The sequence below is a fragment of the Paenibacillus sp. ATY16 genome (assembly GCF_003399985.2).
GTDB lineage: Bacteria > Bacillota > Bacilli > Paenibacillales > Paenibacillaceae > Pristimantibacillus > Pristimantibacillus glycanilyticus.
In genome coordinates this window covers 216,866-229,991 of the sequence record NZ_NMOK02000014.1, presented here as the reverse complement: position 1 = coordinate 229,991, position 13,126 = coordinate 216,866, and the positions used below count along the sequence as shown (strand labels likewise).

Below are 13,126 nucleotides of genomic sequence, written 5' to 3'. Positions count from 1 at the left end.
CCTAAATACTTCCTAAATACTCCAGTTATGCCATTCCTGCTGCTTCTTATCAAGCCCTTCCAGCCATTCGGAGGTTACGCGGATCGCTTCCTCCTGATGATGGCGGGAGGAGTAAGTATGGTTCGCCTGGAAGATAATCTCCTTGTCGCATAACCCGTCGCTGCGCGTCCAGAATACCTTCTGGTACAGGAAGCTGTAATCGACCGGAATCAGATCATCGCTTGTGCCGTGAACAAGCAGCACTTCTCCGCCAAAGCGCGTCGCCGCTTGGAACGGCTGATGCTGCAGCAGCGATTCGAAAAATACCGGCTGAAGCGTAAAGCCCGCATAGTCCGTGCTGCCCTTCTGAACCGCCTCGTCATAGCCTGCGCGTCCGACGATCCGGACAATATCATTAAACGGATACGCAACCGGAGACCACATAACAAGACGCTTCACGCGTTTATCCCGCACCGCCGTCATAAGGGCAACCGCGCCGCCAAGGCTGTGGCCAAGCAGGACGATTCGTCTTGGGTCCACGCAATCCATGCCGGCAATGTAATCAATCACCGTGCGGGTCTGGTCAATCATGCTTTCAAAGCCAAGCGCTCCGTAATCCCCGTTGCTCTCGCCGCAGCCGCCGTAATCAAACCGGATCACGTAAGAGCCTTGCGCCGCCAGCGCTCTTGCCGTCTTAACGAACAACCGGTCAACCCCTACGCGGCTTCCGATAAAGCCGTGGCATATAATAATGGCCTGCTTCTTGGCATTGTCCTTCTGATGATCGCTCGGATAATGAAGCGTAGCGGTAAGCTCGAGCTCTTCATGACGCAGCAATAATTGTTTCTCCATAACGATAAGTCCTCCTGCGGTTCCATTCTTATTATCTATAATTCCTACCCGATTACTATGAATTGTGTTGGGTTCATATTATCATCCTTATGAGGATGGTGTCAATACCGTTATTCTGTCCGAATGATGAGGGTTCACCGCTATAAAATGCTCTTCGGGAGGAATAGTTGTGCGGCTCCTTGCTCAATCTATAATCAGTACATTAATGTCCAACCAAGGAGATGATTCCTATGCCGATGTGGATATCCTGGCTAACGGACCATTGGCTGACGATTCTATTGCTCGCCGGCATCGTGGTTGCCGTCGTATATATCATCCTTGAACGCAGCCTGTTGTTCTACAAGGAGTAACCGGTCTTAAGAAAAAAAAGACCTTCTTCCGCCCCGTTGGCTGGAAGAAGGTCTTTTTGCCGTCCGAAGAGCTTAGCCCTTCAGCGCTTTTGCCGCAATATCGGTACGGCTGTGCATGCCGTCGAAATGAATAACGCTAACCGCTTCGTAAGCGCGGGCACGCGCTTCCGCAATGTCGCGGCCGCGGCCTACAACGCCAAGCACGCGGCCGCCGCTCGTTACGATCTTGCCGTCTTTCTCCGCAGTTCCCGCATGGAACACGAGCGCGCCTTGCGCTTCAGCCGCATCAAGGCCGCTAATCTCGCGGCCTTTCGGATACGAAGCCGGATAGCCTTCCGATGCAACGATAACGCAAACAGCCGCTTCGTCGCTCCATTCCAGCTCCAGCTGGTCCAAGCGACCGTTCAGGGACGCCAGAACAACGTCAACCAGCTCGGTCTTCAGGCGCGGTAGAACGACTTGCGTCTCAGGGTCGCCCATACGTGCGTTGAATTCGATCGTTTTGGGACCGTCTTTCGTAATCATCAGACCGGCGAACAATACGCCGCGGAACGGACGTCCTTCGCTCACCATCGCTTTCGCCGTTGGCTTGATGATGTTCTCGATCGACTCTTCGATGATGGCCTGATCGATATGAGGCAGTGGCGTATAGGTACCCATGCCGCCCGTGTTCGGGCCTTTGTCGTTATCGTATACCGGCTTATGGTCTTGCGCCGGTACCATCGCTTTAACCGTCTCGCCGTCTACAAATGCCAGGATGGACATCTCTTGGCCTTCCAGGAATTCCTCGATAACGATCTGGTTGCCGGCTTCGCCAAACACCTTGTCGACCATCGCTTCCTTCAATGCTTTCTCCGCTTCCTCCATGGAATACGCAACCGTCACGCCTTTGCCTGCCGCAAGCCCGTCCGCCTTGATAACGATTGGAACGGATTGCTCGCGCAAATAAGTTAGAGCCGGCTCGTAGCTTGTGAACGTCTCGTATTTCGCTGTAGGAATGTTGTATTTGCGGAGCAGATCCTTCATGAAGATTTTGCTGCCTTCAATTTCGGCTGCCGCTTTGTTCGGACCGTATACCGGAATGTTATGCGCTTCGAACGCATCTACGATACCCGCCGCCAGCGGATCGTCCGGACCGATAAAGACGAGGTCAATCGCCGCATCCTTCGCAAACTTCACAAGCTCGTCGAATTGGTTAACCGCAATCGGCACGCAATCGGCAATTTGCGCAATACCCGCATTGCCCGGCGCGCAAAATACTTCCTTGACCTTCTCGCTTTTCTTCAGCGCCCAGACAATCGCATGCTCACGTCCGCCGCCGCCAACAACTAAAATTCTCATTGCTTCGATATACCCCCTGATATGATAGTGAGCGAATATAAATGCCTAATAGCGAAGCAGTCCTGCCGCCGCATGCCTTACCCGTGCACGCTGCGACAAGAAGCTCCGCTACCTTAAGCTTTGCTTATCTTAGTGTTTGAAATGGCGAACGCCCGTCATCACCATAGCGATGTTATGCGCATTCGCTGCGGCGATCGACTCTTCGTCCTTGATCGAGCCGCCGGTTTGGATGATTGCGGTGATGCCGTGTTTGGCGGCCAGCTCAACCGTATCGCCCATTGGGAAGAACGCATCGGAAGCGAGTACCGCTCCCGCAGCTTGCTCGCCCGCTTGCTCAATGGCAATACGCGCTGCGCCTACGCGGTTCATTTGACCTGCGCCTACGCCGATGGTCATGTTGTTTTTCGCCAGCAAAATCGCGTTCGATTTCACATGCTTCACGACTTTCCATCCGAACAGCAATTGCTTCAGTTCTTCTTCCGTCGGCTTGCGGTTCGTAACGAACTGCAGATCCGCTTCGGTCAGGCTGCGAACGTCGCTCTCTTGGACAAGCAAGCCGCCGTCAACCGTTGTCGACAGCCAGTCGGATTTGCGCTCAGCCGCGGAACCGGCCAGCTCGCCCAGCTTCAGAAGACGGATATTTTTCTTCTTCGTCAGCACTTCCAGCGCTTCAGGCGTGAAGTCCGGCGCAATGATGATTTCGAGGAAGATTTGGCTCAGCAGCTCGGCTGTTTCCGCGCCGATCGTACGGTTCGCCGCAACGATGCCGCCGAAGATCGAAGTAGGGTCGGCCGCGTATGCTTTTTGGTAGGCTTCATGGATGTCTGCGCCAATGCCAACGCCGCATGGATTCATATGCTTCACGGCAACGCAGGCTGGCTCGTCGAATTCCTTGACGATCGCAAGCGCTGCGTTCGCGTCGTTAATGTTGTTGTAGGACAATTCTTTGCCGTGCAGCTGCTCAGCCGTTGTAATGTTGCCGACAGGAGCAAGCGGTTTGCTGTAGAACGCCGCTTTCTGATGCGGGTTCTCGCCGTAACGCAGATCCTGCACTTTCTCGTAAGTAACCGTGTAAGACTCAGGCAGCTCTTCGCCAACTTGCTTCGTCAGGTAGTCCGCGATCAGCGCATCGTAGGCTGCTGTGTGACGGAATACTTTTGCCGTCAGGCGTTTGCGCGTTTCCAGCGTGGTGTCGCCGCCGGCTTTAATCTCTTCGATAACGCCAGCATAATCGTTAGCATCAACAACTACCGTTACGAATGCATGGTTTTTCGCAGCAGAACGGAGCATGGTAGGACCGCCGATATCGATGTTCTCGATTGCGTCCTCATATTCCACGTTAGGGTTTGCGATGGTTTGCTTGAACGGATACAGGTTAACAACCACAAGGTCGATGTAGTCCAGGCCAAGCTCCTGCATAACCTTTTGATGCTCTTCATTGTCGCGAATCGCCAGCAGTCCGCTATGGACCGCAGGGTGAAGAGTTTTAACGCGGCCGTCCAAAATTTCAGGGAAGCCTGTTACGTCGGAAATGCCGATAACCGGGATGCCTTCCTTCTCCAGCAGGTTAAACGTACCGCCAGTCGAAATGATTTGCACGCCTTGAGCTGCCAGCTCACGAGAAAATTCAACAATGCCAGTCTTGTCCGATACACTAATTAACGCTCTACGAATTGCCACGCGAAATTGCCTCCTCAAAATAGGTACATATATATTTAAAGTTTAACCGTTACGATACGATCTTCTAGAGTTACGCGTCCCTCTGCAATGGACTGCACAACCCGGGGCAGCAATTGCTGCTCGGCTGCATGAATCCGCTCGCCTAGCGTGTCCTCCGTGTCGCCCGTTTGCACTTCAACAACGCTTTGCGCGATAATCGGCCCGCTGTCCATTCCCCCGTCCACATAATGAACGGTAATGCCCGTCACCTTCACGCCGTATTCCAGCGCTTGGCCAATTCCGTTTACGCCGGGGAAAGAAGGCAGCAAAGCCGGATGGATATTAATCATTCTGCCGTAATAGGGCTCAACGAGCACGGAAGTAATAATGCGCATATAACCCGCAAGGACAACCAGCTCGATGCCGCGGCGCTGAAGCTCCGAGAGAATTTCCGTTTCGTAGGCCTGGCGGGACGGATACTCCTTGGGAACAAACACAAAGGTATCAATCCCGGCCTTGCGAGCCCGTTCCACAACCGGCGCCGCAGGCTTATCACAAACAAGAAGCTCGATGGTTGCATCGAGCCTTCCTTGCCGCACCGCATCGGCCAGGGCTTGGAAGTTCGTTCCTTGTCCTGACGCGAAGACGGCTATTCGGAGTGTTCCCATTAAACGTCCGCTCCCGTGAACGTAACTACGCGGCTGCCTTCCGTTACAGTTCCGATTCGGTATGCTTTCTCGCCAAGCTCGGATGCTGCTTGAAGAGCCTTCTCCGCTTGATCTGCTGGAACCACTACGACTAACCCGATGCCCATATTAAAGGTTGTGAACATATCGCGGTTGGTGATTGCGCCTTTGTCCTGCATAAGCTGGAAGACAGGCAGAATCGGCCACGAACCGTATTCGATATTGACGTTTACGCCTTCCGGAAGAACGCGCGGGATATTCTCGATAAAGCCGCCGCCCGTAATGTGCGCCATGCCTTTTACATTTACTTGCTCGATCAGCTTCAAAGCCGATTTCACATAGATGCGGGTTGGCTCGATCAATACATCGCCAAGAACCTCATCGTTCAATTCAGGCAGACGTTGGTCCAGCGCGTAACCGCACTCTTCGAGAAGAAGACGGCGTACCAGCGAGTAGCCGTTGCTGTGGATGCCGCTCGATGCGAATCCGAGAACAACATCCCCGGGAGCGATTGTCGTGCCGTCGATAATTTTTTTCTTATCCACTACGCCAACCGTAAAGCCGGCAATATCATACTCGTCGCCTTGGTACATGCCTGGCATTTCGGCCGTTTCGCCGCCAATCAGTGCGCAGCCTGCTTGCACGCAGCCGTCGGAGATGCCTTTGACTACCGCTTCGATTTTTTCCGGAACGACTTTACCGCATGCCAGATAATCGAGGAAGAAGAGAGGCTCGGCGCCTTGTACGATAATATCGTTTACGCACATCGCAACCGCGTCAACGCCAATCGTGTCATGCTTATCCATCAGGAACGCCAGCTTCAGCTTCGTGCCGACGCCGTCCGTTCCCGATACGAGCACAGGCTCCTCGTATTTGTCCTTGTTAAGGCCGAACAATCCGCCAAAGCCGCCGAGATCCGTCAGTACCTCCGGGCGGAACGTTTTCTTAACATGCTTCTTCATCCGTTCGACTGCTTCATTGCCGGCCGCAATATCGACACCGGCTTTTTTGTACGCTTCTGACACACCAGTCAACCCCTTTTTATACTATTAACAGCTGCAGCTCTTATCCGACTCTTCGTTTACCGGCGTTGGATAATCGTTATCGAAGCAAGCTAGGCACATGCCGCGGTTGTACGCGCCGTCATTGCCGCCTACCGAATCGATAAAGCCTTCTTGACTAAGGAAAGATAAAGAGTCCGCATTGATCATTTCGCACATTTCCTGCACCGTTCTCGAAGAAGCAACCAGCTCCTTGCGGTCCGGCGTATCGATACCGTAGTAGCAAGGGTTCTTGAATGGCGGCGATGTAATCCGCACATGCACTTCCGTCGCGCCAGCTTCGCGAAGCATGTTCACGATCCGGCGGGAAGTCGTGCCGCGTACGATCGAGTCGTCGATCATAACAACGCGTTTGCCTTCCACGACTTTACGCACGGCGGACAGCTTCATCTTAACGCCCTGCTCGCGAAGCTCCTGAGAAGGCTGAATAAAGGTACGGCCCGTGTATTTGTTCTTGATTAATCCAAGCTCGTATGGAATACCCGTTTGCTCGGCATAACCGATTGCCGCCGAAATACTCGAATCCGGCACGCCGGTTACGATATCCGCATCCACGAAGGACTCCATCGCAAGCTGCTTACCCATCCGCTTGCGCGCGGAATGGATGTTGATCGTATTAATATCGCTGTCCGGACGGGCAAAATAGATGTACTCCATTGCGCAGGTCGCCCGGCGTTCCACTTCCGCGTAACGGTCCTCGCGCATGCCGTCAGCATCAAGGTATAAGAGCTCGCCAGGCTGCACGTCGCGGACGTACTCGGCACCGATCGATTCGAATGCGCAGGATTCGGAAGAGAAGACGTATCCGTCACCCAATTTGCCCATTACGAGCGGACGAAGACCGTTAGGGTCGGAAGCTACCAGCAGCTTGTCATTGGTCATGATCAGGAACGCAAAGCCCCCGATAATGCGCTGCAGGGCATCTTTTGCCGCTTCCTCGAAGCTCTTGGGAGAACGAGCGATCAAGTGGGCAATAACTTCGGTATCGCTGGAAGTCTGGAAGATCGAGCCTTGGCTCTCGAGCTCTTTGCGGATCTCAGGCGCATTAACGATGTTGCCGTTTGTTGCGACTGCCAGATCTCCGTCCCGATAACGGAAAATAAGCGGCTGCGCATTAGCCAGCTTGCTCTCGCCAGCGGTCGAATAACGAACGTGGCCGATAGCGCGGTTGCCGGGAAGCGACTCAATCCGCTCTTTATCGAATACTTCCTTCACAAGCCCCATGCCGCGGTGGTAGGCAAAACGGCTGCCGTTCTCCGTATCCACAGCGCAGATTCCCGCGCTCTCTTCGCCGCGGTGCTGCAAGGCGTGAAGGCCGTAATAGCTGAGGGAGGACGCGTTCGGGACGTTAAAGACCCCGAACACGCCGCACTCCTCGCGCAGTTTATCAAAAATATCGTCACGGCCAATGCCTTCGTTATAATGATTTCCCGTCCACAGCTTCAGCTGTTTTATTTCATCAGACATGGAATCGCATCCTTCCAGACCTTCTCCAGTTGTTGTACCGGTGCGTTTACGCCGGATTTGCCGTTTACGTTGATGGTCAGGCTGCTGCCTTTGACAGTGCCGATTGCCGCATTCACTACGCCTTGCTCGTTCAAATGCGCTTGCAATGCCGCTGCTTTCTCAGGTGTTGCCGAAAGCAGAATACGGGATTGCGATTCGCTGAACAATAGGTGATCCGGACGAAGATCCGTTGCAACGTTTACTTCTGCGCCAATGCCGCCGCTAATTGCGGATTCAGCAAGCGCGACTGCCAGACCGCCTTCGGACAGGTCATGCGCCGAAGCAACCAGACCGCCTTGGATCGCTGTCAGAATAGCGTTCAGCGTTGTCTTCTCCGTTGCCAGATCAATTTGCGGCGGACGACCTGCCGCCGAGCCGTTCAGAGCGTAGAGCAGCTCGCTGCCGCCAAGCTCCGCTTTCGTCTCGCCCACGAGGATAATAACATCGCCTTCTTTTTTGAAGCCTTGAGTCGTGATGTGATCCACATCATGCACGAGACCAACCATGCCGATTACCGGAGTAGGATAGATCGCGCCTTTTGCGTTCTCGTTGTACAAGCTGACGTTGCCGCCGATTACCGGCGTATCAAGCACGCGGCAAGCTTCGGACATGCCGTCTGCAGCTTTCTCGATCTGCCAGAATACTTCCGGCTTCTCCGGGCTGCCGAAGTTCAGGTTGTCCGTAATCGCAAGCGGTTCTGCGCCGGAACACACGATGTTGCGGGCAGCTTCCGCTACGGCGATCTGGCCGCCTACTTCAGGATCAAGATATACGTAACGTCCGTTGCAGTCCGTCGTCATCGCAAGACCTTTACGGGTGCCGCGAATCGTAACCACTGCCGCGTCGGAGCCTGGTTGAACGGCCGTCGACGTACGAACCATGTAGTCATATTGGTTATATACCCACTCTTTGCTTGCCACAGTCGGCGAAGCGAGTACTTTTTCAAGAGCACCGTTAAGATCGGTAATTTCTTCGAAAGCAGCTGCATCCACGCTTGCGTTCTCGCGGTAGTAAGCAGGCTCGGAAGATGGCTTGTTGTATACCGGGCACTCGTCAACGAGTGCTTTAACCGGCATGTCGGCAACTTGCTCGCCTTGGTGGAACAGGCGGAGACGGCCGTCGTCGGTAACTTTTCCGACTTTCTTGCAGATAACGCCCCAACGGTCGAAAATTTCTTGCGCTTGCGCTTCATGCTGAGGCTCAACAACGAACAGCATGCGTTCTTGCGATTCCGACAGCATCATTTCGTAAGGCGTCATGCCTGTTTCGCGTTGCGGAACTTCATCCAGGTACAGTTCCAGGCCGTTCCCGGCTTTGGAAGCCATCTCTGCGCTCGAGCAAGTGAGGCCCGCTGCGCCCATATCTTGAATACCGAGTACGATGCCGGAGTTGATCAGCTCAAGCGTAGACTCCATAACAAGCTTCTCCATGAACGGATCGCCGACTTGCACCGCGGTACGTTTTTCTTCGGATTCTTCGGACAGCTCAACCGATGCGAATGTTGCACCATGGATGCCGTCGCGGCCCGTTGCCGGACCAACGTAGAATACCGGGTTGCCAACGCCTTTTGCCACGCCGCGCTGGATTTTGTCATGATCGATAAGGCCTACGCACATCGCGTTAACGAGCGGGTTGCCTTCGTAGCTCTCGTCGAACATCACTTCGCCTGCAACGGTAGGAATACCGATACAGTTGCCGTAGCCGGCGATGCCGCTTACGACGTTCTCGAACAAGTATTTCACGCGGTCATTTTCCAGCTTGCCAAAACGAAGCGAGTTCAGCAGAGCTACCGGACGTGCGCCCATGGAGAAAATGTCGCGGATAATGCCGCCTACGCCCGTTGCAGCGCCTTGGTAAGGCTCAACCGCGGACGGATGGTTATGCGATTCGATTTTGAATACAACCGCTTGGTTGTCGCCAATGTCCACGATACCCGCGCCTTCGCCCGGTCCCATCAGGACGCGAGGGCCTGTAATCGGGAATTTCTTCAGGATTGGCTTGGAGTTCTTGTACGCGCAATGCTCGGACCACATAACGCTGAATACGCCGATTTCCGTATAGTTAGGTGTACGGCCGAGAAAACCGCAGATAAGCTCAAATTCATAATCCGATACACCGAATTGTTGATAAATCTTTTGCTCGACGATTTGTTCGGCTGTTGGTTCCTTAGCCGTTAATTGCTGCGCCATGTTGTTCCCTCCATGCATTCAAAATCGATGTAAACATCCGTTTGCCGTCTTCCGAGCCGAGGATTTGGTCAACCGCGCGCTCCGGGTGAGGCATCATGCCCACGACATTGCCCTTCTTGTTGCTGATCCCCGCAATGTTCTCTACCGAACCGTTCGGGTTCGTGTCGCCTGCATAACGGAATACGATCTGGTTGTTTGCTTTCAGCTCGGCCAGCGTTGCATCGTCGCAATAGTAGTTGCCTTCGCCGTGCGCAATCGGAATATCGATAATCTCGCCCTGCGAGTATTGGTTCGTAAATGCTGTTCCGTTGTTTACCACTTCAAGCAGCTGCTGCTGACAACGGAATTTAAGGCCCGTATTGCGGATCAGTGCGCCTGGCAGAAGGTTAGCTTCGGTCAGGATTTGGAAACCGTTGCAGATACCAAGGATAAACTTGCCTTGCTCTGCTGCTTTTACAACTTCATTCATGACCGGAGCAAAACTAGCCATTGCGCCGCAGCGCAGGTAGTCGCCGTAGGAGAAGCCGCCCGGTACAAGAATCGCGTCGTAACCGGAAAGGTCAGTCGCCGTATGCCATACGTAATCAACCTCTTGGCCGATCGTATCTTCTACCGCTTTGAAGCAGTCAATGTCACAGTTGGAGCCGGGGAATACGAGAACCGCAAACTTCATCGATTATCCCTCCAATTCAAAACGGAAATCTTCGACTACCGTGTTTGCCAGCAGCTTTTCGCACATAACTTTCACGCGTGCTTCCGCTTCCGCGCGGTCGTTCGTGTCGAGCTGAAGCTCCAGGTATTTACCGATGCGGACTTTATCCACTTCCGCGAAGCCCATCGTGTGCAGCGAGCCTTGAACGGCTTGACCTTGCGGGTCGAGTACATTTTCTTTAATCGTGACGTAGACTTTTGCTTTCATAGTAGGGCCTCCTGAAAATGGTTTTTCCGGTCGTGGTTGTTTTGGCGCGGCGTTTGGGTGGGTCGCTCGGGTCGCTCGGTCGCAAGGGTGTCTGTCTACGTCGCTGTTGAAATCGGAAAATTTCATTTAATCTGCTAAGCGGATATTTTCCGAATTTCAAAGGCGAGCGCTGTCGCTCGAAGGCAGACACCCTTGCTCCCTCACTCCCGGCTCCCGCCGAGTCCAAAATATCACTCCCGGGTAGTCGTGTGAACAGCAGCTGGGCGTTTTGTGGCGCGTACCGCGCCTTTAACGCCAAAACCTATAAGAACAAAAGAACAAAAGAACAAAAGATAAATTCAAAAACCTATATAATTTCGATCTATACCAGCGAACGGCCGGTTAAACGGCTGTAAATGTCGAGGTAACGATTGGTTGTTTCGTTTACGACCGATTCGGGAAGAGGAGCCGGTTTGCTGTCTCGATCCCAGTCGGAGCCGAGAAGGTAAGTACGGACCGGTTCTTTGTCCATGCTGTCGATCTCGATATCGTAAGCGTAGTTGCTCTCCGCCCAGAAACGCGAGGAATCCGGGGTAAAAATCTCGTCGATCAGAATGACTTTGCCGTCGATCAGACCGAATTCGAATTTGCAGTCGGCAAGGATAATGCCATGCTTCGCGCAATAGTCGTGAGCGAATTCGTACAGCTTGATGCTGCGGTCGCGAAGCTCTTCGGCGAGCTCGGCGCCAACCATCTCCTGCATACGCTCGAACGGGATATCCTCGTCGTGGCCAACGTCATTTTTCGCTGCCGGCGTAAAGATCGGCTGAGGAAAGCGTTCGTTTTTGCGCATGCCTTCCGGAAGCTCGATGCCGTTGATCGCGGACGTTTGCTGGTATTGTCTCCAGCCGCCGCCGGTGATATAGCCGCGAACGACGCATTCAATGTCGATACGCTCGGCTTTTTTCGTCACCATGATCCGGTCCTTCAGAAGCTCGGGCGCCGTAACGATATCCCCAAGCTTTTCGACGTCCGTGTGTACGACATGGTTCGTCTGAATATCGGCCGTTTGCTCGAACCAGAAAGCCGACAGTCGGTTCAGCACGTTGCCCTTTTGCGGAACAGCCGGATCCAGTACATAATCGAATGCCGAGATGCGGTCTGTCACGACGATCAGGTAATGCTCGCCAAGATCGTAAAGCTCGCGAACCTTGCCTTTATACAGCAGCGGAGCTTTGATGTAGTCCGCCGCCGTGGATAAAGCTTGCGATTGTGCAGTCATTCTTCCTCGAATCCCCTTTGCCCTTTAGTTCAAGCCAAGACGCGTAAAGATGGTATTCACATGCTTCAGGTGCCAAGCCGGATTGAAAGCATCTTCGATCTCTTCCGCCGACAGAAGGCTAGTAATTTCAGGCGTCGATTCGATAATGTCGCGGAATTGGCGCTGCTCTTCCCACGCCTGCATCGCGCGCGGCTGTACCGTGTCGTAAGCTTGCTCGCGGCTGAGGCCTTTGTCGATCAGCTTTGTCATGACGCGGCCGGAGAACGGAACGCCAAATGTGCGCTGCATGTTTTTCTTCATATTTTCAGGGAACACGGTCAGGTTCTGAATGATGTTGCCCAGACGGTTCAGCATGTAGTTCAGAAGCATCGTTGCATCCGGCAAAATAACGCGTTCCGCAGACGAGTGGCTGATGTCGCGCTCATGCCACAGCGGTACGTTCTCGTAAGCGGTCAGCATGTGGCCGCGGATGACGCGGGACAAGCCGGAGATGTTCTCGCAGCCGATCGGGTTGCGTTTGTGAGGCATTGCGGAAGAACCTTTTTGGCCTTTTGCGAAAGCTTCTTCCACTTCACGGAATTCGCTCTTCTGCAAAGCGCGGATTTCCGTAGCGAATTTATCAAGCGATGTTGCAACAAGCGCCAGTGTCGCCATGTATTCAGCGTGACGGTCACGCTGCAGCGTTTGCGTCGAGATTGGAGCCGGGCTAATGCCAAGCTTTTTGCAAACAAACTCTTCAACGAACGGATCGATGTTCGCGTAAGTACCGACAGCGCCGGAAATTTTACCGAATTGAACGCCGTTTGCCGCATGCTCGAAGCGCTCGAGGTTGCGTTTCATTTCTTCATGCCACAGCGCCATTTTCAGGCCAAACGTTGTTGGCTCGGCGTGCACGCCATGCGTACGGCCCATCATAGGCGTATCTTTGTATTGGATCGCTTTCTCGCGAAGGATCGAGATGAAACGCTCGATGTCTTTTTTGAGAATCGCGTTTGCTTGAAGAAGCAGGTAGCCGTTTGCCGTATCGACAACGTCAGTCGAAGTCAGGCCGTAGTGAACCCATTTGCGTTCCGGACCAACCGTCTCGGATACCGCGCGAGTGAACGCGATTACGTCATGGCGGGTTTCTTGCTCGATTTCGTAAATGCGGTCGATATTGAAAGTAGCCGCTTTGCGAAGCGCTTCTACGTCTTCTGCCGGAATAACGCCAAGCTCAACCCAAGCCTCGCAGGAGCAAAGCTCAACCTCAAGCCATGCCTGGAATTTATTCTGCTCCGTCCAAATTGCTCTCATTTCCGGTCTGCTGTAACGCTCTAACATGTA

At 53.6% G+C, this 13,126-nt stretch carries 11 protein-coding genes; all 11 read right to left on the bottom strand.

Features of this window, described 5'->3' with window-relative positions; translation table 11 throughout:
- Nucleotides 1-12 precede the first annotated feature (12 nt).
- Nucleotides 13-831, bottom strand: coding sequence for an alpha/beta hydrolase (locus CFI03_RS07970; RefSeq protein ID WP_116394145.1), 819 nt, complete (start codon nt 829-831; stop codon nt 13-15).
- A 422-nt stretch (nt 832-1,253) separates the two neighbouring features.
- On the bottom strand, nt 1,254-2,522 hold the full coding sequence (gene purD / locus CFI03_RS07965) for a phosphoribosylamine--glycine ligase (protein ID WP_116394144.1): 1,269 nt from the start codon (nt 2,520-2,522) through the stop codon (nt 1,254-1,256).
- A gap of 129 nt (nt 2,523-2,651) precedes the next feature.
- Entirely contained in the window at nt 2,652-4,202 is a 1,551-nt protein-coding gene (gene purH / locus CFI03_RS07960) for a bifunctional phosphoribosylaminoimidazolecarboxamide formyltransferase/IMP cyclohydrolase (RefSeq protein ID WP_116394143.1), read from the bottom strand.
- A 35-nt stretch (nt 4,203-4,237) separates the two neighbouring features.
- Nucleotides 4,238-4,849, bottom strand: coding sequence for a phosphoribosylglycinamide formyltransferase (gene purN / locus CFI03_RS07955; RefSeq protein WP_116394142.1), 612 nt, complete (start codon nt 4,847-4,849; stop codon nt 4,238-4,240).
- Nucleotides 4,849-5,892, bottom strand: coding sequence for a phosphoribosylformylglycinamidine cyclo-ligase (gene purM / locus CFI03_RS07950; RefSeq protein WP_116394141.1), 1,044 nt, complete (start codon nt 5,890-5,892; stop codon nt 4,849-4,851). The genes purN and purM overlap by 1 nt, the downstream gene beginning before the upstream one ends.
- 24 nt (nt 5,893-5,916) lie before the next feature.
- A complete protein-coding gene (gene purF / locus CFI03_RS07945) occupies nt 5,917-7,395 on the bottom strand; it encodes an amidophosphoribosyltransferase (RefSeq protein WP_116394140.1) in 1,479 nt (492 codons plus the stop codon).
- Nucleotides 7,380-9,623 carry a phosphoribosylformylglycinamidine synthase subunit PurL gene (gene purL, locus CFI03_RS07940; RefSeq protein WP_116394139.1) on the bottom strand — a complete coding sequence of 748 codons (2,244 nt, stop codon included), beginning with the start codon at nt 9,621-9,623 and terminating at the stop codon, nt 7,380-7,382. The genes purF and purL overlap by 16 nt, the downstream gene beginning before the upstream one ends.
- Nucleotides 9,601-10,296, bottom strand: coding sequence for a phosphoribosylformylglycinamidine synthase subunit PurQ (gene purQ / locus CFI03_RS07935; protein ID WP_116394138.1), 696 nt, complete (start codon nt 10,294-10,296; stop codon nt 9,601-9,603). The genes purL and purQ overlap by 23 nt, the downstream gene beginning before the upstream one ends.
- A gap of 3 nt (nt 10,297-10,299) precedes the next feature.
- Nucleotides 10,300-10,542 (bottom strand): phosphoribosylformylglycinamidine synthase subunit PurS, encoded by a 243-nt coding sequence (gene purS / locus CFI03_RS07930; protein WP_015842490.1) that lies wholly within the window; start codon nt 10,540-10,542, stop codon nt 10,300-10,302.
- A 361-nt stretch (nt 10,543-10,903) separates the two neighbouring features.
- Nucleotides 10,904-11,803, bottom strand: a complete 900-nt coding sequence (locus CFI03_RS07925) for a phosphoribosylaminoimidazolesuccinocarboxamide synthase (protein WP_116394137.1) — start codon at nt 11,801-11,803, stop codon at nt 10,904-10,906.
- A gap of 24 nt (nt 11,804-11,827) precedes the next feature.
- A complete protein-coding gene (gene purB / locus CFI03_RS07920; protein WP_116394136.1) occupies nt 11,828-13,123 on the bottom strand; it encodes an adenylosuccinate lyase in 1,296 nt (431 codons plus the stop codon).
- Between the last annotated feature and the right edge of the window lie 3 nt (nt 13,124-13,126).